Source organism: Streptomyces sp. NEAU-174 (assembly GCF_052665095.1).
This window is the reverse complement of record NZ_JBQTCE010000001.1, coordinates 871,192-894,316: the sequence shown is the minus strand read 5'-3', so window position 1 is coordinate 894,316 and position 23,125 is coordinate 871,192. Positions and strand designations below refer to the sequence as shown.

Below are 23,125 nucleotides of genomic sequence, written 5' to 3'. Positions count from 1 at the left end.
GAGTCGCGGTCACGCCGTAGCACGCTCCGGGGCTCGGAGGGCCACGGCGTCACGCCGGTACGTGCACCGCCTCGACGCGGCTCGCGACCACGCGCTCGCGCTCCCGGCGGTGCGCCCGGCCGCGCAGCCGCAGGATCTGGGCGACGCCGAGCGCCTGGAGCACGAACACCGAGGCGAACGCGATCCGGAAGTTCTCGCCGGTCAGGTCCAGCAGGACGCCGACGGCCAGCAGAGTGGTCATCGAGGCCGTGAAGCCGCCCATGTTGACGATTCCCGAGGCGGTGCCGGTCCGCTCGGGCGGATTGGCGGGCCGGGCGAAGTCGAAGCCGATCATCGACGCGGGTCCGCAGGCGCCGAGCACCACGCACAGGACGATCAGCAGCCACATGGGTGCGTGGGCGGACGGCCAGAGCAGCACGGTGCCCCACAGCAGCGCGGTGGCGCCGACCGTGCCGAGGGCCAGCGGGGCGCGGGCGGCGTGGTGCCGGGCGATGACCTGGCCGTAGACCAGGCCGACCGCCATATTGGACAGCACGATGAGGGTCAGCAGCTGACCCGCGGTGGCCCGGGACAGCCCCTCGGCCTCGACCAGGAACGGCATCCCCCACAGCAGGAGGAACACCATCGCCGGGAACTGGGTGGTGAAGTGGACCCACAGGCCCAGCCGGGTGCCGGGCTCGCGCCAGGCGTCCGCGATCTGCCGGCGGACGTAGTCGGCGCCCATATGGGAGGCGGGCGCGGGCTCGTAGCCCTTCGGGTGGTCCTTGAGGAAGAGCAGCACCAGGACGAGGATGGCCACCCCGCCGAGCGCGCTGCCCGCGAAGGTCGTGGTCCAGCCGGCGCTGTGCAGCGCCCGGGCGATCACCAGCGTGGAGACCAGGTTGCCCGCCATGCCGAAGAGCGCGGCGACCTGGGCGATCACCGGCCCCCGGCGGGCCGGGAACCAGCGCGAGCCGAGCCGCAGCACACTGATGAAGGTCATCGCGTCACCGCAGCCGAGCAGCGCCCGGGAGCCCAGGGCCATCGGGTACGAGTGGGAGAGCGCGAAGCCGAACTGCCCCAGGGTGAAGAGCACCACGCCGAGCATGAGCACCTTACGGGTGCCGAGACGGTCGACCATGAGCCCGACCGGTATCTGCATACCGGCGTAGACCAGCACCTGGAGGATGGAGAAGGTCGACAGCGCCGAGGCGTTGATGTGGAACCGCTCGGCGGCGTCGATACCGGCGACGCCGAGGCTGGTGCGATAGGTGATGGCGACGAAGTAGACGGCGACGCCCAGGCCCCATACGGCGACGGCACGACGTCCGCCGGGTGGATCACCGGGCAACTGGGGCGAGGTCATCGCGCCTCACCCCGGGCGAGGTTGTTCACCCAGCTGATGTGGCGCTGCACCAGACCGGACGCGAAACCGGCGTCCCCGGCGCGCAGGGCCTGGAGGATCTCCGTGTGCTCGGTGATGTTCTTGGCGATGCGGCCGGGCTCGGCGTGCATGGTGGCCACGCCCATCCGCAGCTGGCGGTCTCTCAACTGGTCGTACAGCTGCGCCAGGATGGCGTTTCCCGCCGCCCGGACGATCGCCGCGTGGAAGCAGCGGTCGGCGGCGGCGAAGGCGGCCAAATCCCCGGCCGCGGCATGCATCCGCTGCTCCTCCAGCAGCTCCTCGAGCCGCGCCAGCAGCTGCCCGCCGGCCGGGACGACCTTGGCGACCGCGTGCTGCTCCACCAGCAGCCGGGTCTCGACCACGTCCGCGATCTCCTGGGAGGAGACGGGCAGCACCAGGGCGCCCTTCTTCGGATAGAGCTTGAGCAGCCCCTCGGCCTCCAGGCGCAGCAACGCCTCCCGGACGGGGGTGCGGGAGACCCCGACGGCGTCCGCGAGTTCGCCCTCGCTCAGCAGTGTGCCGCCCTCGTAGCGGCGGTCGAGGACGGCTTGTTTGACGTGGTGGTAGACGCGTTCGGCGGCGGGGGGCGGCTTGGTGGCCGTATCGGCGGGACTCATGATGCGCACATCATAGATACAAGATGCATGCGCGCTCATCCCCCGTCCGCGATGCGGACGGGGGATGAGTGTCAGAAGGTGCTCAGGCCCGCGTGATCAGGCCCATGTGGTCAGGCCCATGTGATCAGGCGCTTGGGGCGCTCCAGGACGGCCGCGACATCCGCGAGCACCTTGGAGCCCAGCTCGCCGTCGACCAGCCGGTGGTCGAAGGAGAGCGCAAGCGTGGTCACCTGGCGCGGCTTGACCTCGCCCTTGTGGACCCACGGCTGGAGCTTGACCGCGCCGAAGGCGAGGATCGCGGACTCCCCGGGGTTGATGATCGGGGTACCCGCGTCGATGCCGAAGACGCCGACGTTGGTGATGGTGATCGTGCCGCCGGACATCGCCGCCGGGGTGGTCTTGCCCTCACGGGCGGTGCTGACCAGCTCACCCAGGGCGGACGCCAGTTCGGGCAGGGTCTTGGCGCCGGCGTCCTTGATGTTGGGGACGATCAGCCCGCGCGGTGTCGCCGCCGCGATGCCCAGATTGACGTAGTCCTTGTAGACGATCTCCTGGTTGTCCTCGTCCCAGGTGGCGTTGATGTCCGGGTTGCGCCGGATGGCCACCAGCAGGGCCTTGGCGACCAGCAGCAGCGGGTTGACCCGCAGCCCGGACAGCTCCGGGTCCTGCTTGAGGTCGGCCACGAGCTTCATCGTGCGGGTCACGTCGACCGTCACGAACTCGGTCACATGCGGGGCGGTGAAGGCGCTGTGGACCATCGCCTGCGCGGTGGCCTTCCGTACGCCCTTCACGGGCACCCGGCGCTCCCGGGCCGAGGCGGCCGTGCCGGCCGCGGACGGGGCCGCCACGGGCGTCTCCCGGGCCGCCTGGACGGCCTCGGCGGCCGCGTGGACGTCCTCGCGGGTGATGATCCCGTCCGCCCCGCTCGGGGTGACCGTCTCCAGGTCGATGCCCAGGTCCTTGGCCAGCTTGCGGACCGGCGGCTTGGCCAGCGGCCGGGCGGTCCGGCCGCTGCCGTTCAGCTCGGGCGCGGGGGCAGGGGCGGGGGCGGGGGCGGCCTCGGGGCGCGCGGGCGCGGGGGCGGGCTCCTGGGGCGCGGGCGCCCCGGCGGAGGGGGCGGGCGCGGACCGCTGCGGCTTGCGCGGACGGCGCTTGGTGGAGGCGGGCGCCGCCCCGTAGCCGACCAGATTGGCCTGGCGGCCCTCCTTCTCCTCGGGCTCGGCCGCGGCGGCCGGCTTCTCGGCGGCGGGGGCCTCGGCGGCGGGAGCGGCCTGGGGCGCCGCCTCCCCCGCTCCGGGGTCGGTGTCCACCGAGATGATCGGCGTGCCCACGTCCACGGTGGCGCCCTCCTCGAAGCGCAGCTCGTGCACCACGCCGTCGAAGGGGATGGGCAGCTCGACGGCGGCCTTGGCGGTCTCGACCTCGCACACCACCTGACCGTCGGTCACGGTGTCACCCGGCGCCACGAACCACTTGAGGATCTCGGCCTCGGTCAGCCCCTCGCCCACATCGGGCATCTTGAACTCACGGAAGCGCTGTTCGACTGCGGTCATCGTCACGATCTCCTCAAGCCCTTCAGTACGCCAACGCGCGGTCTACGGCGTCGAGCACCCGGTCCAGCCCCGGAAGGTACTCGTCCTCGAGCCGTGACGGCGGGTACGGCGAGTGGAAGCCGCCGACCCGCAGCACCGGGGCCTCGAGGTGATAGAAGCACCTCTCGGTGACGCGCGCGGCGATCTCCGACCCGGTACCCAGGAATACCGGTGCCTCGTGGACGACGACCAGCCGCCCCGTCCGCTCCACGGAACGCTGGATCGAGTCGAAGTCGATCGGCGACATCGACCGCAGGTCCAGGACCTCGATCGACTTGCCCTCCTCGGCGGCGGCCGCGGCGGCGTCCAGGGCGACCTTCACCATCGGGCCGTAGGCCGCGAGCGTCAGGTCCGCCCCCGGCCGCACCACCCGGGCGGCGTGCAGCGGCCCGGGGATCGCGGCGGTGTCCACCTCGGACTTGTCGTGGTAGCGGCGCTTGGGCTCGAAGTAGATCACCGGGTCATCGCTGCCGATGGCCTGCTGGAGCATCCAGTAGGCGTCGGACGCGTTGGCCGGCGAGACCACCTTCAACCCCGCCACATGCGCGAACAGCGCCTCCGGCGACTCGCTGTGGTGCTCCACCGCGCCGATGCCGCCGCCGTACGGAATCCGGACGACGACCGGCAGCTTGACCTTGCCGAGCGAGCGTGCGTGCATCTTGGCGAGCTGGGTGACGATCTGGTCGTAGGCGGGGAAGACGAAACCGTCGAACTGGATCTCCACCACCGGGCGGTAGCCGCGCAGCGCGAGCCCGATCGCGGTGCCCACGATGCCGGACTCGGCGAGCGGGGTGTCGATGACCCGGTCCTCGCCGAAGTCCTTCTGGAGGCCGTCGGTGACGCGGAAGACGCCCCCCAGCTTGCCGACGTCCTCGCCCATGATCAGGACCTTGGGGTCGGTCTCGAGGGCCGTCCGCAGGGACGCGTTGATCGCCTTGGAGAGCGACATCTTCTCGGCGGCCATGTCAGATGCCTTCCTCAGCGGTGACGAACGAAGCCTGGTACTCGGCGAACTGCGCCCGCTCCTCGTCGACGAGCGCGTGCCCGTCGGCGTAGATGTGCTCGAACATCGCCATGTCCTCGGGGTCGGGCATGGCCCGTACCGCGTCCCGGACCCGCTTGGCCAGCGCGTCGCTCTCCTCCTCGAGGTCGGCGAAGTACGCGTCGTCGGCCAGGCCCTCGCGGGTCAGCAGGGTGCGCAGCCGCAGGATCGGGTCCTTGGTCTCCCACAGCTCCCGCTCCTCGGGGGAGCGGTAGCGCGTGGGGTCGTCGGAGGTGGTGTGGGCGCCCATGCGGTAGGTGAACGCCTCGATGAGCATCGGGCCCTGCCCGGTGCGCGCCCGCTCCAGCGCGGCCTTGGTGACGGCCAGACAGGCGAGCACGTCATTGCCGTCCACCCGCACCCCGGGGAAGCCGAAGCCCTGGGCGCGCTGGTAGAGCGGCACCCGGGTCTGCTTCTCGGTGGGCTCGGAGATGGCCCACTGGTTGTTCTGGCAGAAGAAGACGACCGGGGCGTTGTAGACCGCGGAGAAGGTGAACGATTCGGCGACATCGCCCTGGCTGGAGGCGCCGTCCCCGAAGTAGGCCAGGACCGCGGCGTCCGCGCCGTCCTTGGCCACGCCCATCGCGTAGCCGGTCGCGTGCAGGGTCTGCGAGCCGATCACGATGGTGTACAGGTGGAAGTTGTTGCTGTTCGGGTCCCAGCCGCCGTGGTTCACCCCACGGAACATCCCCAGCAGATTGGTCGGGTCGACGCCCCGGCACCACGCCACGCCGTGCTCGCGGTAGGTGGGGAAGACGTAGTCGGCGTCGTTCAGCGCCCGGCCGGAGCCGATCTGCGCCGCCTCCTGGCCGAGCAGCGAGGCCCACAGGCCCAGTTCGCCCTGGCGCTGGAGGGTGGTGGCCTCGGCGTCGAACCGCCGTGTCAGCACCATGTCCCGGTACAGACCGCGCAGCTCCTCCGGGGTGGGGTCGATGGCGTACTCGGGGTGCTCGACCCGCTCGCCCTCGGGGGTCAGCAGCTGTACGAGTTCGATCTGGCCCGCAGGCTGCTTCTTGGTGTCCCGCGCGGTGGTGCTGCGCTTGGCTCCGCTGCGGCGCGGCTTGCGCGCGGCAGTGCTCTCCACGGTCACGTGTGCTCCTCCGTCTGTCCGGCCTCCGGGATCCGCCGGCGGCCAGTTGCGGCTCGCCCGTCCCGCCACGGCGCACGGGGTGGGTGCGCCGGAGCATGACCGGGCGTGACAGGTTCCCGGCGGCTGGCCCTGCACAAAGCACGTTACCCAGTGGGTCGCATCTCTGCGAAACCCCACCTGACCTGCAATTTTGCTTGGATTTCCAAGTAAATCGCGCGGGTGGGGAAACTTCCACTGGTCACAGCCCCGCAGGCCGCCGGACAAGCGCACGGTATCCCGCTGGGTGACGACGCGGGAAGACTTCGTGTGTGAGACTGGATCCGTGCGCGAAGAAGGAAAAATAGGGATTTTCCTGGTCGACGACCATGAAGTCGTCCGACGTGGCGTACGAGACCTGCTCGCGGGCGAGCCGGACATGGAGGTGGTCGGCGAGGCGGGCACCGCGGCCGACGCGCTGGCGCGGATCCCGGCCGCCCGCCCGGACGTCGCCGTCCTGGACATCCGGCTGCCCGACCGCAGCGGGGTCGAGGTCTGCCGGGAGATCCGCACCCGGTACGAGAACGTCCGCTGCATGATGCTCACCTCCTTCGCCGACGACGAGGCACTCTTCGACGCCATCATCGCGGGCGCCTCCGGCTATGTCCTGAAGGACATCCGCGGTGACGAACTGCTCGCCGCGGTCCGGGACGTGGCCGCGGGCCGGTCGCTGCTCGACCCGGTGGCCACCGCCCGGGTGCTGGAGCGGCTGCGCGGCCAGACCGCCCCCCAACTGGACGACCAGCTCGCCGCCCTCACCGAGCAGGAGCGCCGGATCCTGCTGCTGATCGGGGAGGGGCTCACCAATCGGGCGATCGGCGAGCGGCTGCACCTCGCCGAGAAGACGATCAAGAACTATGTCTCCAGCCTGCTCTCCAAGCTGGGCATGGAACGCCGCTCCCAGGCGGCGGCGTACGTCGCCCGAATGCAGGCGACGCAAGCGCAGAAGCGCTGAGCGCGCTTTGCTGGAGCTGGAGTGCCACGATGCGTCGTCGTCCGTCCGCGGCACCGTCGTGGCTGATCGCGCCCACGCGGCGGAGCCGCACATCGACACCGCCCCGCGCCCCTTCGGGGTGCTCGAGCCCGGCGGACCACGCGGCGGAGCCGCCTGGCTGGGGCCTCGCCCCTGAACCGCGGGGTCTGGGGCGGAGCCCCAGTTTCGGGAAGGGGCGGGGAGGGGAGAACAGCCCGCCGCAGGCGCCAAGACGCCTCGCCCCGTCCCGGTCAACCCACCGTGCCCCAGGGCACCGCGCCCCGTCTCCGCGCGTACTGACGGTGACACCCGGTGATCTAACATCTGGCAGGTGCCGCGCTCACATGTATGCTCCGCCGAGGCCGCTCCCGACGGGGAAACCCTGAGCGCCCTGCTCCGCCGCTATGACACCGCCGGTGAGGCCGTCTCCTGCGAACCGCTCACCCAGGGGCTGCTCAACCGGGGCTACCGCCTCGCCACCACCCGCGGCCGGTTCTTCCTCAAACACCACCTCGACGGCGACCGCACCGCCATCGCCCGCCAGCACCGCGTCACCCAGCGGCTGGAGGCGCTCGGAGTGCCCGTCGCCCCGCCGGTCCCGGACGCCGACGGCCGTACGGTCGCCGTCATCGGCGGCCGCTGCTACGCGTTACACCCCTGGATCGACGGGCGGCACCGCGACGGCGGTGAGCTGACCGCCCCGCAGTGCTGGCGCCTCGGCGGGCTGCTCGGGCTCGTCCACACCTGTCTTGAGCGCGTCATGCGGGCCCGTACGGGTGACCGCAGACCGCCCGTGGAGGCCGCCGCCGACCCCGAGGACACCTTCGCCGTCATCGACGAGCTGCTCACGCTGATCCGGGGGCGCCGGAACCGCGACAGCTTCGACGAGCTCGCCGAGCACCGGCTGGTCGAGCGGCGGGCGCTGGTGGAGCGGCACGCCCACCGCCGCCCGGAGGCGGACGCGGTCCCCGTCGCCGGCTGGGTACACGGCGACTTCCACCCGCTGAACCTGCTCTACCGCGACACGGAACCGGCCGCCATCGTCGACTGGGACCGGCTCGGGGTGCAGCCGCGCGCCGAGGAGGCGGTCCGGGCCGCCGCGATCTTCTTCGTACGGCCCGACGGCACCCTGGAGCTCACCAAGGTGCGCTCCTACGCGCGGGCGTACCGCCGCGCGGCGGGGGCCGGGACCTCCGAGATGGCCGCGGCCGTGCACCGGGTGTGGTGGGAGCGGCTCAACGACTTCTGGATGCTGCGCTGGCGCTACCAGCGCCGGGACCGGCGCGCCGATCCGCAGTTCCCGGCGGCCGCCGCGCTGGTGGTGTGGTGGACCCGGGAGTACGACGCGGTCCGCGACGCCTTCTGCGGGTGACGGGGACGCCGCGGGGCGCCCCGGCCGTCAGGGGGTGCCGCCGGCGCCGCCGTCCGTGGCGCCCGCCGTCCCACCGGTGGGCTCAGTGGTGCCCGGGTCGGTCTCCGGGTCCGTCGGCGCGGTGGTCTCCTCGCCGCCGCCGGGGGTGGTCTCCTCGCCGGTCGGCTCGCCGGTGCCCGGGTCCGTCTCCGGGTCCGTCGGCTCGCCCGTGGGGTCGTCCTGGTACGTCGGCGTCGGGTTCGCGGTCGGGGTGTAGTCGTCGCCCGTGTCCCCGGAGGTGGCGTCCTCGTCGCTCGGGGCCGTCGCGTCGTTCGAGTCGTCGCTCGGCTTGTCGGTCGGCTTCTCCGTCTTCTCCTGGGTGACCGACGTCTGGTGCTTGTTCGGCTGCTTCCCGCCGTCCTTGTCGCCCATCTGGAGGGCGAAGGCGACCCCCGTCGCGACCGCGATCACCGCGAGCACGGCGATCAGCCACATCCTGCCGCGGCCCTTACGGCGGCCGGAACCGCCGTGGTAGCCGCCGCCCCCGCCACCGGGGCCGGTGACGATCGGCTGCTGGGAGGTCTCGCCGTGGCCCGGGTGCGGCAGCGCAGTGGTGGCCCCGACGCCCGGCATGCCCATGGCGGGGGTGGCGGCGCCCAGGTGCTGGGTGACCGGGCCGGTGTTCCACATGCCGGTGTGGCCGCCGGCCTCGTGGAGCATCTGGAGCGCGTACTGGACCAGCCCGCGCATCTCCTCGGCGCTCTGGAACCGGTCGTCCGGGTCCTTGGCGAGGGAGCGCATGACCAGGCCGTCCAGCTCCGGCGGCACGGTGCCGGAGGTCTCCGACGGGGGCACCGGGGTGTCCTGGACGTGCTGGTACACCACCGACAGCGGGGTCTCCCCGGTGAACGGCGGACGCAGCGCCAGCAGCTCGTAGAGCAGACAGCCGGTGGCGTAGAGGTCGGAGCGGTGGTCCACGGCCTTGCCGAGTGCCTGCTCCGGCGAGAGGTACTGCGGTGTGCCCATGACCATGCCGGTCTGGGTCATGGTGGACTGCGCGCCGTGCAGGGCGCGGGCGATGCCGAAGTCCATGACCTTGACCGCGCCGCTGTGGGTGATGATCACGTTGGCGGGCTTGATGTCACGGTGCACGATGCCGTGCTGATGGCTGTAGGCGAGCGCCTCCAGCACCCCGGAGACGATGATCAGCGCCTGGTCCGGCGGCGGGGCCTCGGCGTTGAGCAGCAGATCGCGGATGGTCCGGCCCTCGACCAGCTCCATGACGATGTACGGCACGGTGTTCTGGCCGACGGTGTCCTCACCGGAGTCGTAGACCGCCACCACGGCGTGGTGGTTCAGCCCGGCCACGGACTGAGCCTCGCGGGTGAAGCGGGCCTTGGACACCGGATCCTCGGCCAGGTCGGCGCGGAGCAGTTTCACCGCGACGGTGCGGCCGAGCCGGAGGTCCTCGGCGGCGAACACCTCCGCCATACCGCCGCGGCCGAGTCGACTGGTAAGCCGATATCGGCCATCGCCGACAAGTCCTCCGTTGCCCCACACCTCGGGCGTATCCGGCATTCCGGACCCGCTGGCGTCAGGTTCGGAGGGCCCCTGGGCGCTCTGGGTCTGTGCCATCGGTCCTCGCCGTCTCGTTCTCGGTGGGGGTGGGGTCGAGATCGCCCCGCCCACGGGCGGTACGGTTCCCGCTAGGCACGCTACAGCCTTCGCGCCGTGTATCGGTTGGTGATGGACCGGCCATCAAACCTGTTGACGGTGAAGCGATGCAAATCGCGTGACGGGTTCTTGCGCATCCGGTCACGGAACGGGCAACGCGGCTTGACGTGTCCGTGGCCTGGGGCAGACTTGGCCACGATATCCAGAACATCAAGATCAATGCGTCGAAACGTGCGCGTCAGAGTAGTGAGTGCGCCGAGGGGGAAGTACGAAATGAGCCAGTACGGCGCATCGGGCAGGTATCAAGGCCACTCTCTGGCGAACGGCCGGTATCAGCTGCGTGACCTGCTGGGTGAGGGTGGCATGGCCTCCGTTCACCTGGCCTATGACACCGTGCTGGACCGCCAGGTCGCGATCAAGACACTCCACACCGAGCTGGGACGCGAACAGTCCTTCCGCGAGCGGTTCCGCCGCGAGGCCCAGGCGGTGGCGAAGCTCACGCACACCAATATCGTCTCGGTCTTCGACACCGGCGAGGACGCGATCGACGGCTCACTGATGCCGTACATCGTCATGGAGTACGTCGAGGGGCACCCGCTGCGCTCGGTTCTGGACGTCGATGTCCGGCAATACGGCGCGATGCCGACCGAAAAGGCACTGAAGATCACCAGCGATGTGCTGGCGGCGCTGGAAATCAGCCATGAGATGGGGCTGGTCCACCGCGACATCAAGCCAGGTAACGTGATGATGACCAAGCGTAATGTGGTCAAAGTCATGGACTTCGGCATCGCCCGCGCCATGCAGTCCGGGGTCACCTCCATGACCCAGACCGGCATGGTCGTCGGCACCCCGCAGTACCTCTCGCCCGAGCAGGCGCTGGGCCGCGGCGTGGACGCCCGCAGCGACCTGTACTCGGTCGGCATCATGCTCTTCGAGCTGCTGACCGGCCGGCTGCCCTTCGACGCGGACTCGCCGCTGGCCATCGCGTACGCACACGTCCAGGAGGAGCCGGTCGCACCCTCCTCGATCAACCAGTCCATTCCCCCGGCGGTGGACGCGCTGGTCGCCCGCGCCCTGAAGAAGAACCCGAACGAGCGCTTCCCGACCGCCGAGGCCATGCGCGACGAATGCGCACGAGTCGCCCGTACCGGGCAGACCGGCGCCTCCCCCATCATCATCAGCGGCGGCCCCCCGGCCCGCAGCGGCGCCGGTGTCGGCTCGGCGGTCTTCCCGCCGATCGACCAGCAGACGCCCGCGCCCGGCCCCGGCAGCGTCCAGACGCCGTACCAGCCGCAGCACTCCCCCGGGCAGTTCGGCGCCTTCGGCCCGTCCACCCCGCCGCCCCCGGTCGGCCAGGCGCCGTCCACGACACCGCTGGGGCAGGGGGGCTATCAGACGCCGACGCCGTCGTACCAGGGCCCCAGCACCCCACCGCCGTACAACATCTCGCCCTCGACGCCGTCCGGCAGCGGGGGCGGCAGGGGCAACAAGGGCGTGATCATAGGCTCGGCCGTCGTCGCGGCGATCGCGGTGGTCGCCGTGATCCTGGTCATCGCGCTCAGCGGCGACGGCGGCGGCTCCAAGAAGGACGAGAGCAAGGGGGGCGGTCACGGCGGTAAGGCGTCGCCGTCGGCCTCCGACACCGCCGCGGGCTTCCGCATGGGCGACAAGACCAAGACCATCGACCCGAAGAAGTGCACCGACGCGTACGAGGACACGGATGAGAAGGGCACGTACTCGGTGCCCGACTTCCAGAACCTCTACATCGACTCGGTGAAGAAGTGCATCCGCGCCGCGGGCTGGAAGTACCGCGTGGTGCCCCAGGACGAGAATCTGTGGGGCAAGGGCACCGTCCTCAATTACACGTACCGGAACTACGAGCCGTACAACCCCAAGACGGACACCATCGAGCTGACCGTCTCCACCGGCAACCCGGGGTAGGAGCGGGCGGCTCCCACGCCGCGCCGGCACAGGCATACGACGACGCCGCGGGCCTCATCGGAAGGTGAGGCCCGCGGCGTCGTTTCGTTGTGTCCGATCCGGGGCGTGTCCGGTCCGGTGCGTGTCCGGTCGTTGTGTCCGGTTGTTTTGTCCGGCGCATGTGCTCGGGGAGCGGCTCAGCGGCTCAGAGGTACGGCCCCGAGCGGGCGCCGCCCGGCTTGGGCAGGTCCTCGTCCTCCTCGCCCCCGCCGATCCCCGGCGGCAACGCCCGGCGCATCTGCTCCAGCTGGGCGCGCGCCGCCATCTGCTGGGCGAACAGGGTGGTCTGGATGCCGTGGAACAGCCCCTCCAGCCAGCCGACCAACTGAGCCTGGGCGATGCGCAGTTCCGCCTCGGTGGGCACCGCCTCGTCCGTGAAGGGCAGCGACAGCCGCTCCAGCTCCCCGATCAGCTCGGGTGCCAGCCCGTCCTCCAGCTCCTTCACCGAGCTGGAGTGGATCTCCTTGAGCCGGACCCGGCTGGCCTCGTCCAGAGGTGCGGCGCGAACTTCCTCCAGCAGCTGCTTGATCATGCTGCCGATGCGCATGACCTTCGCCGGCTGTTCGACCATGTCCGTCACGGGAACCTCGCGCGACTCGTCGTCACCACCGCCCTCGCCGGAAGCAGGAGCGACGCCGCCGAGTGCCATGCCGTCCGGACCGACGACCAGGACGTGCGGGCTCTCCTGCGCTCGTTCGTTCATCGGCTGGTTCATACCCCCATTGTTCCGCACCGGCACCCGGTACGACGGGCGAGGGTCGAGGATTCTGCGGCGATCAACAGCGGCGGCCGTCAGCAGCGGTCGTCAGCGGCGGCCATCAGATCCGTGGCGGTGCTCAGCGACGGCGCAGCCGCAGACCGAAGAACGCCAGGCCGAGGCCGAGACCGGTGAGCGCGAGACCGGTGCCCAGCGGCAGTACCCGCATCGCCCGCGCGCCGGGTTCGGCGGCGGTCCGCTGAGCACCGTAAGGCTGTCCGGACGGAAGCGATTCGCGCGCCTGGTGCCGGTGCGGCCGCTGCGGGACGGGAAGGGAGGACGGCGTCCACTCGGGCACCACCGAGAACCGCCCGGTGCCCTCGTCGTCCCCGGTGTCGGCGGAGGGGTCCCCGTCCGGCGTCGAGGGGGTCGGCGTCCCGGTGCGGCCGGGGTGCGCACGGCCCTCGCCCGCGCGGGTGCCCGCCAGCCCGCCGCCGTCGTCGGCGGGGGCCGGGGCGGCGGGGGTGGCGGACGCGGCGGGGGCCGCGGCCAGGGCGGTGCCCGCCAGCAGGGCCGCCGCGGGGAGTGTGCGAAGCGTCGCAGGGTTCACGGTGGTCACCCTCCCGTGCCGAACCGTTGCGTAACGGGATCAGCGTCACATGAGGGTAGCTACCGGGCATCCTGAACGCCGCCGTACGGACCCGTGGCGCTCAGGTCGTCAGGACGCTCAGGTCGTCAGGAGGATCTTGCCCACATGCGCGCTCGACTCCAGCAGCCGGTGGGCCTCCGGTGCCTCCCGCATCGGGACGGTGCTGTGGACGACCGGACGGACCCGGCCGCCGCCGATCAGCGGCCAGACATGCTCCCGTACCGCCGCGATGATCGCCGACTTCTGTGCCAGCGAGCGGCCCCGCAGCCCGGTGGCCGTCACGGCGGCGCTCTTGGACAGCAGGGTGGCCAGGTTCAGCTCGGCCTTCACGCCGCCCTGGAGCCCGATGATCGCCAGCCGTCCGTTGAGCGCGAGCGTCTCCAGATTCCGGGCCAGGTACTTCGCGCCGACGATGTCCAGGATGACGTCCGCGCCCGCGCCGTCGGTGGCCCGGCGGATCTCCTCGACGAAGTCCTGCTCGCGGTAGTCGATCAGGATGTCGGCGCCGAGCTCCTGGCAGGCGGCCAGCTTCTCCGGACCGCCCGCGGTCACCGCGACCCGCGCCCCGACCGCCTTCGCGAGCTGGATCGCCATGGTGCCGATGCCGCTCGATCCGCCGTGCGCCAACAGCGTCTCGCCCGGCCGGAGATGAGAGATCATGAAGACGTTGGACCAGACGGTGGCGGTCACTTCGGGCAGCGCCGCGGCCGTGACCAGGTCCACGCCCTCGGGAAGGGGCAGCAGCTGGCCCGAGGGAACCGCCACCTTCTCGGCGTATCCACCGCCCGCGAGCAGGGCGCACACCTCGTCGCCCACCGCCCAGCCGGTGACGCCGGGGCCGAGCGCCGAGATCCGGCCCGAGCACTCCAGACCGGCGTAGGGCGAGGCTCCGGGCGGCGGCGGATAGTGGCCCTGGCGCTGGAGCACATCCGCGCGATTGACGCCGGCGGCCGCCACGTCGACCAGGACCTCGCCCTCACCGGGCACGGGATCGGGGACCTCCGCCCATACCAGCGCTTCGGGGCCACCGGGTTCGGGAATCGTGATCGCATGCATGGGCGCGAGGCTACTCCTGGACCATCGGCGCGCGAACGATTGTGATCAAGCGGTCGGCCGCCCGCAGCGGGCTGGCGTCGGGGTCGTCGTACGCGAGGAGGCGATGGCCGCGCAGCACGGACACCACGAGGTCCTCCGTGTCCCGCACCGACTTGCCCACCTCGGCCTTCACCACCGTGCGCTCCACCAGGTCCAGGCCCGTGCCATGCTGGATCAGATCCTCGATCACCGCACCGGCCGTCGGGCTCTGCACGCTCATGCCCAGCAGACGGCCCGCCGCGCTGGCGCTGGTGATCACCGCGTCGGCCCCGGACTGGCGCAGCAGCGGCGCGTTCTCCTCCTCGCGCACCGCCGCCACGATGTTGGCGCCCCGGTTGAGCTGCCGGGCCGTCAGCGTGACCAGGACGGCGGTGTCATCGCGCTGGGTGGCGATCACGAACTGGCGGGCGCGCTGCGCCTCCGCCCGCAACAGCACATCGCTGCGGGTAGCGTCGCCGACCACCCCCGCGAACCCCTCCGCGTTGGCCGCCTCGATCACCTTGTGGTTGGGGTCCACCACGACCACCCGGTTCTTGGACAGCCCCGTCGCGCAAAGGGTCTCCACCGCGGACCGCCCCTTCGTACCGAAGCCCACGACGACGGTGTGATCACGCAACGCTGACCTCCAGCGGTTCAGGCGGTACTGCTCGCGGGTGCGTTCGGCCAGGACTTCCAGGGTGGTGCCGACCAGGATGATCAGAAAGAGCACGCGCAACGGCGTGACCAGCAGGATGTTACTGAGCCGCGCACTGTCGCTGTGCGGCACGATGTCGCCGTATCCGGTCGTGGACAGCGTGACGGTCGAGTAGTAGACGGAGTCGAGGAAGTCGACCCGCTCGTCGGCGTTGTCGTGGTAGCCGGCCCGGTCGAGGTACACGATGGCCACCGTCAGCACCAGCACCAGCAGCGCCAGCAACAACCGGCGGGCGACCTGGCGCAGCGGGCCCGCGGGGAAGTGGGGCAGATGGACGCGGTGGCCGCCGTCCCCGGGGGTGCGGGCAGCCGCGTCATGGCTGGGCAGCTTCACGCCGGGCCCTCCTGGGGGGATATGTCCTCACCGTCGGTCGCCTGGGTGGTGCGCTGGGGTGCTTGGTCGGTGCGCTGGCTTGCTTGGGCTGGGCGTTGGGGCGCTGCGGCTGGGCGTTGGGGTGCTTCGGCTGGGCGTTGGCGCGCCTGGTCGGTGCGCTGGGGCGCCTGCTCCGTATGGCTCGGCTGCTCTGTCGCACTCGCCGACCAAGGGAGATCCAGTACGTCGACCTCCGTGCCGCGCTTCGCCCCGCCGGGCGGGATCACGGCGAGGCCGTCGGCCGCCGCGATGCCGCGCAGCATCGCCGGGCCGTTGAAGCGTAGCGGCACCGCCGCGTCCTGCCGGAAGGTCACGGGGACCAGCCGGGTGTCCCGCGGATGCCCCTGCACGGCCTCGGCCAGCGGGGCCGGGCCGGGGTCCGGGGCCGGGCGGCCCGTCATCGTCCGCAGCAGCGGCTCCGCGAGGGTCAGCAGACCGGACACCGCCGCGAGCGGATTGCCCGGGAGCCCCACCAGATGCCGGGCGGGGCGGCCTGGGCGTTCGGGGCGTTCGAGGGGTTCAGGAGGTTCGGTGTTTCCGGGATTTCCCTGGTCTGTGGGGCTTTGTTTCAGGGGGCTTTCGCGGGCGAGGCGGGCCAGCAGCATCGGGTGGCCGGGGCGCACCGCCACGCCGTCCACCAGCAGTTCGGCGCCCAGGCGGCGCAGGGTGGGGTGGACATGGTCCAAGGGGCCCGAAGCCGTGCCCCCGGTCGTCACGACGACGTCGGCGGTCGACTCGGCCACCGCCGCGTGGACCACGTCCTCCTCGTCGGCCAGCCGCCGGGTGCCCATGACCTCGGCGCCGAGCGCCCGCAGCCACGGCCCGACCATCGGCCCCAGTGCGTCCCGGATCCGGCCGTCGTGCGGCAGCCCCTCGGTGAGCAGTTCGTCGCCGAGGACCAGCACCTCGACGCGCGGCCTGCGCACCGTCGGCAGCTCGTCGTACCCGGCCGCGGCGGCCAGGCCCAGGACGGCGGGGGTGACCAGGGTCCCGGCGGGCAGCAGCTGATCGCCGCTGCGGCACTCCTGGCCACGGGTGCGGATGTCCTGGCCGAGGACGACGGGGTGGGCGGGGGACGCGTGCAGCCAGCCGTCACCCGCGTCGGTGCCGTACTCGCTGCGCAGTACGGCGGTGGCACCGGGCGGGACGCGGGCGCCGGTGGCGATGCGGACCGCGTGGCCGTCGGGGAGGGGGGCCGTCTCACCGTGTCCGGCGAGGATGCCGGGGTGCTCCTGGTCCTCGGCACCGGTCGGCAGCCGCCAGGGGCCGGGGCCCGAGAGCGCCCACCCGTCCATGGCGGAGGTGTCGAAGGGCGGCAGATCGGTGAGCGCGGCGAGCGGCACGGCCAGGACCTGGCCGAGCGCCTCGGACAGCGGCCGCATCACCGGGGCGGTGTGGGCGGCCTCCTTGACCGCGGCGCGGGCGGCGATGGCGCGGGCGTCGGGCCAGGAGGTGGGGCGGCGGTGCGGTGCGTCCATGGAGGGCTGCGGGTGGGGTGCGGATGGGCCGGGGGTACGTTTCGGGTGCGGGGGCGGGGTCTGATGGGCGGGGGCCCTGGACCGCGTGCGTTTGGCGCCAGTGCCCTCCGACGTGGGACTACCCGAAGACCGGCTCCTCGAATACACCTCTGGCCTTCGGCGTACGTGACCTTGGGCATCCAGGAGCGCCGTCGGCTCTTCCGCTGCGTCCCGTGCCAGGTCGAGCGCGGTCTCGACCCAGTCCGTCCGGGCCGGGGCGCCTGTGCGGGTGCCCGTGCCTGTGCTGGTGCCGGTGCGGGCGCCGGTGCCGGCGATGGCGTCGATGTCGTCCGCGTGGCCGGTGCCGTCGGTGTCGCCGGGCTCGCGGGGGCCGTCGGTGTCGCCGGGGCCTCGCTCCCGGGTGGGTTGGGCCGGGCGGCCATTGGCCAGGCTGAGCGCGGCGTCGGCCCAGTCCTCCTCCGGTTCCGCTCCGGGCGGCTCCGGGCCCTGCGGCGGCGATTCATTGGCCAGCGCCAGCGCCTCGTCGACCTCGCGGTCGAGCGGGTCCCCGTCCCGGGGGTGGCGAGGTGTCACTGCTCCTCGGCCCAACGCGCCGCCAGCGCCGCGGCCTTCTCGGTGGCGGCGGCCAGCGCCTCCGGGCCACCGCCCTTCTGGGCCGCGGCGTAGCCGACGAGAAAGGTGGTCAGGGGGGCGGCGGGCCGGGCGACGCCATGTGCGGCGTCACGGGCCAGATCGAGTAGGGCCGCGGTGTCGACATCCAGGTCGATCCCGAGTTCGGCCTTGACTGCGGCAATCCATTCGTCCAACACGTGTCCATGCTCCCTGATGCGCGCTCGAGCCGTGGTGATGTCTTCCCAGGTGTCGCAGTCGAACGACGCGGTGGGGTGCCGGAGGCGGGCCAGGGCCAGCTCGGAGACGAGGAGGCGGAGGGGCAGCCCGCCGAGGCCGCCGTGTTCGGTGGCGAGGAGGGCGATCTCGCGGCGCAGCGGCTCGGCGCGGTAGGCGGCGACAAGGGGCTGCTCACGGCCGTCGGGGTCGATGAGCACGGCCCCTTCGGCGCCCTGGAGACCGGTGAGGAGGGTCTCGACGGTCTCGTGGGTGAGGAACGGCAGATCGGCGGAGAGGACGAGGACGACCGGAGCCGTGGTCTGCCGGATGCCCGCGTCGACGGCCGCGACCGGACCGCCGCCGGGGGGCTCCTCCCGGGCCCACCGCACCGGCCGCGCCGTAGGTCTGCGCGGGCCGACGACGACGGTGCGCCCGGCGCCGCGGCATGCGTCCAGCACCCGGTCGAGCAGGGCTCGCCCACCCACCCGCAGCGCGGGCTTGTCCACCCCACCGAGCCGCCGAGCGGCGCCACCGGCCAGGATCACTGCGTCATACGCACCTGGAGTCACCCCATGAGTATGGCGCCGCCGGGCATCCGCTACAGCCGCCGCAGCAACACCATGGGCTGCTCCACGCAGTCGGCCACGAACCGCAGGAATCCACCGGCGGTGCCCCCGTCGCACACCCGGTGGTCGAAGGTGAACGACAGCTGCACCACCTGGCGCACCGCCAGCTCACCCTGGTGCACCCAGGGCTTCGGGGCGATCCGCCCGACCCCGAGCATCGCCGCCTCGGGGTGGTTGATGATCGGCGTCGAGCCGTCGACCCCGAACACCCCGTAGTTGTTCAGGGTGAAGGTGGAGCCGGTGAGCTGCGCGGGGGCGAGGGTCCCGGTCCGCGCGGCCTCGGTCAGCCGGGCGATCTCCTCGGAGAGCCCCTCTATGGTCCGCGTGTGGGCGTCGCGCACCACCGGGACCACCAGACCCCGGTCCGTCTGGGCCGCGAAGCCGAGGTGGACGCCGGGGAGCCGGATGATCTCCCGGCCCTCCATGTCCACCGTGGCGTTGAGCTCGGGGAAGCGCGCGAGGGCCGCCGTGCAGATACGGGCCAGGAGGGCGAGCACGGAGACCTTGGTCTCGCCCGCGGCGTTCATCGCCGCACGGGCGGCGAGCAGTTCGGTCGCGTCGGCGTCCACCCAGCAGGTCGCGTCGGGGATCTCGCGCCGGCTGCGCGCGAGCTTGTCGGCCACGGCGCCCCGCACCCCCCGCAGCGGAACCCGCTCCCCCTCCGGGGCGCGGCCTGCGGAGGCGGGCGCGGGCGCTACGGAAGCGGGAGCGGCGGGGGCGGGCGCGGCAGGAGCGGAGGGTGCGGGCGCGGCGGGGGCGGGCGCCGTGCCCGCGACCGCTCGCTCGACGTCCGCCCGCAGAATCAGCCCCTCGGGGCCCGAGCCCCTGAGCTGCCGCAGATCGACATCGTGCTCCCGGGCCAGCCGCCGCACCAGGGGCGAGATCACCGGAAGGGGCCCGGCAGGAGCCGTCGTCGTCTCGCGCACGGGCGCGGCAGGGTCCGCCGCCGTCTCACGCCGGAGCGGGGCCGGGGCCGCCGCCGTCTCGGGCAGCGGTCCGCCAGCCGCCGTGGGCGTCTCGCGCAGCGGCCCGGGGGAGGGCCGAACCCGGCGGCGCCGCGCGGCGGGACCGACCGTGCCATAGCCGACCAGCACATTGCCCGACGTGCCGTCGATCGCGCTCTCGGCGACCGGCGGACCGGATCCGTCGTCCGAGCCCTCCGGCACGGCGACCGTGATCAGCGCCGCCCCGACCGGCACCTCCGCGCCCTCCTCGCCGTAACGGGCCGTCACCACACCGCCGTAGGGGCACGGCACATCCACCATCGCCTTGGCCGTCTCGACCTCGACCACCGGCTGGTCGACCGCGACCACATCGCCGACCTGGACCAGCCAGCGCACGATCTCGGCGCCGGTCAGCCCCTCGCCCAGATCGGGCAGGGTGAACTCCCTCACGACAGCCATCAGACCGCGCTCCCCTCGGTCCACTCCGACTCCCACTGGAGCCGGGCGACGGCGTCCAGCACCCGGTCCACCCCGGGCAGATGGTGCCGCTCCAGCATCGGCGGCGGGTAGGGGATGTCGAATCCGGCGACCCGCAGCACGGGCGCCTCCAGATGGTGGAAGCAGCGCTCGGTGACCCGGGCGGCGATCTCCCCGCCGGGCCCGCCGAAGCCCGTGGACTCATGGACGACGACCGCGCGGCCGGTGCGGCGCACGGAGGCGCACACCGTCTCGTCGTCGAAGGGGACGAGCGAGCGCAGATCGACGACCTCCAGATCCCAGCCCTCGGCCCGGGCCGCCTCGGCGGCTTCGAGGCACACCGGCACGGAGGGGCCGTAGGAGATCAAGGTGGCGCTGCGCCGGCCGCCGCTGCCGGGCCCGCGCACCACCGCGCGCCCGATGGGCGGCACCTGCTCGGGGGCGTCGGCCGACCAGTCGGCCTTGGACCAGTACAGCCGCTTGGGCTCCAGGAAGATCACGGGGTCGTCGGAGGCGATGGCGGCGCGCAGCAACCCATAGGCGTCGGCGACGGTCGCGGGGGCGACGACTTGGAGGCCGGGGGTGGCCATGTAGTAGATCTCGGAGGAGTCGCTGTGGTGCTCGACGCCGCCGATGCCGCCCCCGTAGGGGACCCGCACGGTGATCGGCATGGGCATCGCGCCCCGGGTGCGGTTGCGCATCCGCGAGACATGGCTGATGAGCTGCTCGAAGGACGGATAGGCGAAGGCGTCGAACTGCATCTCGACCACCGGCCGCAGCCCGTACATCGCCATGCCCACGGCGGTGCCGAGGATCCCCGCCTCGGCCAGCGGCGTGTCCGTGCAGCGGTCCTCGCCGAACTCCTCGGCGAGCCCGTCGGTGATCCGGAAGACGCCGCCCAGGGTGCCCACGTCCTCGCCGAGGACATGGACGGACGGGTCGGCGGCCATGGCGTCGCGCAGCGCGCGGCCGAGGGCCTGGGCCATGGTGGCGGGCTTACGGGCGGTGTCGGTCCCGACAGCGGTGGTCATCACTCCCCCTTCCCGGCGTCCGCGGCCTCGGCGTCGAGCTCGGCGCGCAGCTGGGCCGCCTGCTCGCGCAGCTGGCTGGTCCGGTCGGCGTAGACGTGCTCGAAGAGCGCCATGGGGTCGAGGACCGGGTCCTGGTGCATCCGCGTCCGCAGATCGGCGGCGAGCCGCTCCGCGGACTCCCGCGCGGCCCGGACCCTCTCGTCGTCCAGCAGATGGCGGTCCCGCATGGCCTCCTCCAGGAGCGCTATCGGGTCGTGGGCGCGCCATGCCTCGACCTCGGAGTCGGGGCGGTAGCGGGTGGCGTCGTCGGCGTTGGTGTGCGCCTCGATGCGGTAGGTGACCGCCTCCACCAGGGTGGGGCCGCCTCCGCCGCGGGCCCGGCGCACCGCCTCCGCCAGGACCTCGTGGACGGCGGCCGCGTCATTGCCGTCGACGAGCCGGCCGGGCATCCCGTATCCCACCGCCTTGTGGGCGAGGGAGGGCGCGGCGGTCTGCTTGGCGAGCGGGACGGAGATCGCGAAGCCGTTGTTCTGGACGAGGAAGACGACCGGGGCGTGCCATACGGCCGCGAAGTTGAGGGCCTCGTGGAAGTCGCCCTCGCTGGTGCCGCCGTCGCCGACCAGCGCGAGGGCCACCACGTCGTCGCCCTTGAGGCGGGCGGCGTGGGCGAGGCCGACGGCGTGCGGCAGCTGGGTGGCCAGCGGGGTGCACAGCGGGGCGACGCGGTGGGCGTGGGGGTCGTACCCGGAGTGCCAGTCGCCGCGCAGCAGGGTCAGGGCGTCGACGGGGTCGAGCCCGCGGACCACGGCGGCCAGGGTGTCGCGGTAGCTGGGGAAGAGCCAGTCGCGGTCCTCCAGCACCAGCCCGGCCGCGACCTGGCAGGCCTCCTGCCCGGTGGAGGAGGGATAGACGGCCAGCCGGCCCTGCCGGGTGAGGGCGGTGGCCTGCGTGTTGTACCGGCGGCCGCGCACCAGCTCGCGGTGGAGCCGGAGCAGCAGATCGGGGGAGATGTCGGCGGCAGCGGCGGTGCCAAGCAGGCGGTACGGCTCCGCATCCGGCAGCAGCGGCGCGGCGTCGACGCGGGGCTGCCAGCCGGGCGGGGGAGTGGGCCGGTAGGCACCGGGCTGCTCAAGGACCGTCATGGCGCGACCTCCTGGGCGTGGCGTACGGCGGGAGGGCGGGGCGTGCCGGGCGGCATCGCCCTCCCCTACCGATTGTTCGGTCGTTGACGCATTTTGGCTACAGGCGACCCGAGCCTGTGGACAAACGGTTCTGCGACCCCTGAGATGAAGACAGGACGTCCATGAAGGGGAGGCAGGACGATATGCCGGGCGAACAGATGGCCAATCCGGACGGCAAACCCCCGGCGCGCCCGCTGGACTCCATCGACCGCGACATCCTGCGTCTGCTCCAAATGGACGGCCGCGCCTCCATACGCTCCGTGGCCGAGCAGGTGCACGTCTCCCGCGCCAACGCCTACGCCCGGATCAACCGCCTGCTCGACGACGGGGTGATCCGCGGCTTCACCGCCCGGGTGGACCAGGAGCGGGCCGGGCAGGGCGCGTCCGCGTACATCACGCTGAAGATCGTCCAGAACTCCTGGCGCACCGTGCGCGAAGAGCTCCGGCAGCTCCCCGGGGCCGCCCACATCGCCCTGGTCAGCGGGGACTTCGATGTGCTGCTGCTGGTGCACACCGAGGACAACCGCTCGCTGCGCGAACTGGTCCTCACCCGGATCCAGGCCATACCGGAGGTGCTGAGCACCCGCACCCTGCTGGTCTTCGAGGAGACGGACCTGGACTCGGAGCCGTAGCGGGGCCAGGGCCGTGTCCCGGTCCGGGCGCGGGTGTGGTGCGCCCTGACCGGGCGCGGGGCGTACCGCCCCGCGGGCGTCGCGCGTCAGGTCTGGGTGCGGAGGCCCGCGAAGGCCGTACGGATCACGGCCTCGGCCACCTCATGGGAGGTAGCGGCCCCGCCGCGGCCCGGCCGGTACCACTCCACAATGGAGTTGATCATGCCGAAGAGCAGCCGGGTCGCCAGCCGGGCGTCCACGTCGGACCGCAGGTCGCCGTCGGCCGCGGCCCGCTTGAGCAGCTCGGCCACCTGGTGGTCGAACTCCCGGCGCCGCTCCATGGCCCACCGCTCGGTGTCCGTGTTGCCCCGGACGCGCAGCAGCAGCGTGACGTAGGGCAGCTCCTCCATCAGCACCTCGGCGGTGCGCCGGGCCACGTGCTCCAGCCGCTCGATCGCCCGGCCCTCGCGTGCGGCGGGCTCCTGGAGGATGCCGAACAGCCCGTCCAGGGCCCGGCTTATGGCCAGTCTGAGCAGCTCCTCCTTGCCCTTCACATGGTGGTAGATGGAGGACTTGGAGATCCCGGCGGCCCGGGACAGGTGCTCCATGGAGGTGCCGTCGTAGCCGCGCTCGTTGAACACCTCCACGGCGACCGCGAGCAGCGATTCGGGCGTGTAGGTGTCGCGCTTGGCCATGGTCATGA

General features: G+C 72.4%; 20 protein-coding genes. 4 read left to right on the top strand and 16 right to left on the bottom strand.

Features of this window, described 5'->3' with window-relative positions:
- Positions 1-49: 49 nt before the first annotated feature.
- The 5 genes from ACT2CW_RS03830 to pdhA (ACT2CW_RS03810) form a co-directional block, all read right to left on the bottom strand.
- Positions 50-1,345, bottom strand: coding sequence for an MFS transporter (locus ACT2CW_RS03830; protein ID WP_445515474.1), 1,296 nt, complete (start codon positions 1,343-1,345; stop codon positions 50-52).
- Positions 1,342-2,001, bottom strand: a complete 660-nt coding sequence (locus tag ACT2CW_RS03825; RefSeq protein ID WP_138914755.1) for a GntR family transcriptional regulator — start codon at positions 1,999-2,001, stop codon at positions 1,342-1,344. Before ACT2CW_RS03825 ends, ACT2CW_RS03830 begins: the two co-directional genes overlap by 4 nt.
- Before the next feature lie 110 nt (positions 2,002-2,111).
- Positions 2,112-3,554 (bottom strand): dihydrolipoamide acetyltransferase family protein, encoded by a 1,443-nt coding sequence (locus ACT2CW_RS03820; protein ID WP_445515473.1) that lies wholly within the window; start codon positions 3,552-3,554, stop codon positions 2,112-2,114.
- A 22-nt stretch (positions 3,555-3,576) separates the two neighbouring features.
- The gene (locus tag ACT2CW_RS03815) at positions 3,577-4,557 is read right to left on the bottom strand and encodes an alpha-ketoacid dehydrogenase subunit beta (RefSeq protein ID WP_445515472.1); all 981 of its coding nucleotides are present in this window, start codon (positions 4,555-4,557) and stop codon (positions 3,577-3,579) included.
- A gap of 1 nt (position 4,558) precedes the next feature.
- Positions 4,559-5,725 (bottom strand): pyruvate dehydrogenase (acetyl-transferring) E1 component subunit alpha, encoded by a 1,167-nt coding sequence (pdhA, locus tag ACT2CW_RS03810; RefSeq protein WP_445515471.1) that lies wholly within the window; start codon positions 5,723-5,725, stop codon positions 4,559-4,561.
- A 322-nt stretch (positions 5,726-6,047) separates the two neighbouring features.
- On the opposite strand from pdhA (ACT2CW_RS03810), the gene ACT2CW_RS03805 reads away from it, so the two are divergent.
- Entirely contained in the window at positions 6,048-6,716 is a 669-nt protein-coding gene (locus ACT2CW_RS03805; protein WP_445515470.1) for a response regulator, read from the top strand.
- A 349-nt stretch (positions 6,717-7,065) separates the two neighbouring features.
- The gene (locus tag ACT2CW_RS03800) at positions 7,066-8,106 is read left to right on the top strand and encodes a phosphotransferase (protein ID WP_414084400.1); all 1,041 of its coding nucleotides are present in this window, start codon (positions 7,066-7,068) and stop codon (positions 8,104-8,106) included.
- Positions 8,107-8,133: 27 nt separating this feature from the next.
- Here the strand turns inward: ACT2CW_RS03800 and ACT2CW_RS03795 are convergent, their stop codons facing one another.
- On the bottom strand, positions 8,134-9,720 hold the full coding sequence (locus ACT2CW_RS03795; RefSeq protein WP_445515469.1) for a protein kinase domain-containing protein: 1,587 nt from the start codon (positions 9,718-9,720) through the stop codon (positions 8,134-8,136).
- A gap of 312 nt (positions 9,721-10,032) precedes the next feature.
- Here ACT2CW_RS03795 and ACT2CW_RS03790 point away from each other — a divergent pair, with 312 nt between their 5' ends.
- Positions 10,033-11,700, top strand: coding sequence for a protein kinase domain-containing protein (locus ACT2CW_RS03790; protein WP_445515468.1), 1,668 nt, complete (start codon positions 10,033-10,035; stop codon positions 11,698-11,700).
- Positions 11,701-11,884: 184 nt separating this feature from the next.
- Here ACT2CW_RS03790 and ACT2CW_RS03785 read toward each other — a convergent pair whose 3' ends face one another.
- From ACT2CW_RS03785 to pdhA (ACT2CW_RS03745), 9 genes are all read right to left on the bottom strand, one after another.
- Positions 11,885-12,454 (bottom strand): bacterial proteasome activator family protein, encoded by a 570-nt coding sequence (locus tag ACT2CW_RS03785; protein ID WP_037964424.1) that lies wholly within the window; start codon positions 12,452-12,454, stop codon positions 11,885-11,887.
- 121 nt (positions 12,455-12,575) lie between these two features.
- Positions 12,576-13,046, bottom strand: a complete 471-nt coding sequence (locus ACT2CW_RS03780) for a hypothetical protein (RefSeq protein WP_445515467.1) — start codon at positions 13,044-13,046, stop codon at positions 12,576-12,578.
- Positions 13,047-13,163: 117 nt separating this feature from the next.
- Complete coding sequence (locus ACT2CW_RS03775; protein ID WP_182471901.1) at positions 13,164-14,141, bottom strand: NAD(P)H-quinone oxidoreductase; 978 nt, start codon at positions 14,139-14,141, stop codon at positions 13,164-13,166.
- A 10-nt stretch (positions 14,142-14,151) separates the two neighbouring features.
- Complete coding sequence (locus tag ACT2CW_RS03770; RefSeq protein ID WP_445515466.1) at positions 14,152-15,207, bottom strand: potassium channel family protein; 1,056 nt, start codon at positions 15,205-15,207, stop codon at positions 14,152-14,154.
- Positions 15,204-17,048, bottom strand: coding sequence for a molybdopterin molybdotransferase MoeA (locus ACT2CW_RS03765; protein WP_445515677.1), 1,845 nt, complete (start codon positions 17,046-17,048; stop codon positions 15,204-15,206). The genes ACT2CW_RS03770 and ACT2CW_RS03765 overlap by 4 nt, the downstream gene beginning before the upstream one ends.
- Positions 17,049-17,293: 245 nt before the next feature.
- Entirely contained in the window at positions 17,294-18,121 is an 828-nt protein-coding gene (locus tag ACT2CW_RS03760) for an NTP transferase domain-containing protein (protein WP_445515465.1), read from the bottom strand.
- Positions 18,122-18,150: 29 nt separating this feature from the next.
- Positions 18,151-19,581, bottom strand: coding sequence for a dihydrolipoamide acetyltransferase family protein (locus ACT2CW_RS03755; RefSeq protein ID WP_445515464.1), 1,431 nt, complete (start codon positions 19,579-19,581; stop codon positions 18,151-18,153).
- Positions 19,581-20,630: an alpha-ketoacid dehydrogenase subunit beta gene (locus ACT2CW_RS03750; protein ID WP_037964439.1), complete on the bottom strand. Its 1,050-nt coding sequence runs from the start codon at positions 20,628-20,630 to the stop codon at positions 19,581-19,583. The genes ACT2CW_RS03755 and ACT2CW_RS03750 overlap by 1 nt, the downstream gene beginning before the upstream one ends.
- Complete coding sequence (pdhA, locus tag ACT2CW_RS03745; protein ID WP_445515463.1) at positions 20,630-21,772, bottom strand: pyruvate dehydrogenase (acetyl-transferring) E1 component subunit alpha; 1,143 nt, start codon at positions 21,770-21,772, stop codon at positions 20,630-20,632. Before pdhA (ACT2CW_RS03745) ends, ACT2CW_RS03750 begins: the two co-directional genes overlap by 1 nt.
- A 182-nt stretch (positions 21,773-21,954) precedes the next feature.
- Here pdhA (ACT2CW_RS03745) and ACT2CW_RS03740 point away from each other — a divergent pair, with 182 nt between their 5' ends.
- Entirely contained in the window at positions 21,955-22,443 is a 489-nt protein-coding gene (locus ACT2CW_RS03740) for an Lrp/AsnC family transcriptional regulator (RefSeq protein WP_164434272.1), read from the top strand.
- Between the two features lie 86 nt (positions 22,444-22,529).
- Here the strand turns inward: ACT2CW_RS03740 and ACT2CW_RS03735 are convergent, their stop codons facing one another.
- Positions 22,530-23,123: a TetR/AcrR family transcriptional regulator gene (locus ACT2CW_RS03735; RefSeq protein ID WP_182471905.1), complete on the bottom strand. Its 594-nt coding sequence runs from the start codon at positions 23,121-23,123 to the stop codon at positions 22,530-22,532.
- Positions 23,124-23,125 lie beyond the last annotated feature (2 nt).

Bases quoted from the DNA above. Each gene is read 5' to 3' on its own strand.
- ACT2CW_RS03830 (WP_445515474.1), bottom strand. From the start codon at position 1,345: ATGACCTCGCCCCAGTTGCCCGGTGATCCACCCGGCGGACGTCGTGCC.
- ACT2CW_RS03825 (WP_138914755.1), bottom strand. From the start codon at position 2,001: ATGAGTCCCGCCGATACGGCCACCAAGCCGCCCCCCGCCGCCGAACGC.
- ACT2CW_RS03820 (WP_445515473.1), bottom strand. From the start codon at position 3,554: ATGACCGCAGTCGAACAGCGCTTCCGTGAGTTCAAGATGCCCGATGTG.
- ACT2CW_RS03815 (WP_445515472.1), bottom strand. From the start codon at position 4,557: ATGGCCGCCGAGAAGATGTCGCTCTCCAAGGCGATCAACGCGTCCCTG.
- ACT2CW_RS03795 (WP_445515469.1), bottom strand. From the start codon at position 9,720: ATGGCACAGACCCAGAGCGCCCAGGGGCCCTCCGAACCTGACGCCAGC.
- ACT2CW_RS03790 (WP_445515468.1), top strand. From the start codon at position 10,033: ATGAGCCAGTACGGCGCATCGGGCAGGTATCAAGGCCACTCTCTGGCG.
- ACT2CW_RS03785 (WP_037964424.1), bottom strand. From the start codon at position 12,454: ATGAACCAGCCGATGAACGAACGAGCGCAGGAGAGCCCGCACGTCCTG.
- ACT2CW_RS03775 (WP_182471901.1), bottom strand. From the start codon at position 14,141: ATGCATGCGATCACGATTCCCGAACCCGGTGGCCCCGAAGCGCTGGTA.
- ACT2CW_RS03755 (WP_445515464.1), bottom strand. From the start codon at position 19,581: ATGGCTGTCGTGAGGGAGTTCACCCTGCCCGATCTGGGCGAGGGGCTG.
- ACT2CW_RS03750 (WP_037964439.1), bottom strand. From the start codon at position 20,630: ATGACCACCGCTGTCGGGACCGACACCGCCCGTAAGCCCGCCACCATG.
- pdhA (WP_445515463.1), bottom strand. From the start codon at position 21,772: ATGACGGTCCTTGAGCAGCCCGGTGCCTACCGGCCCACTCCCCCGCCC.
- ACT2CW_RS03740 (WP_164434272.1), top strand. From the start codon at position 21,955: ATGCCGGGCGAACAGATGGCCAATCCGGACGGCAAACCCCCGGCGCGC.
- ACT2CW_RS03735 (WP_182471905.1), bottom strand. From the start codon at position 23,123: ATGACCATGGCCAAGCGCGACACCTACACGCCCGAATCGCTGCTCGCG.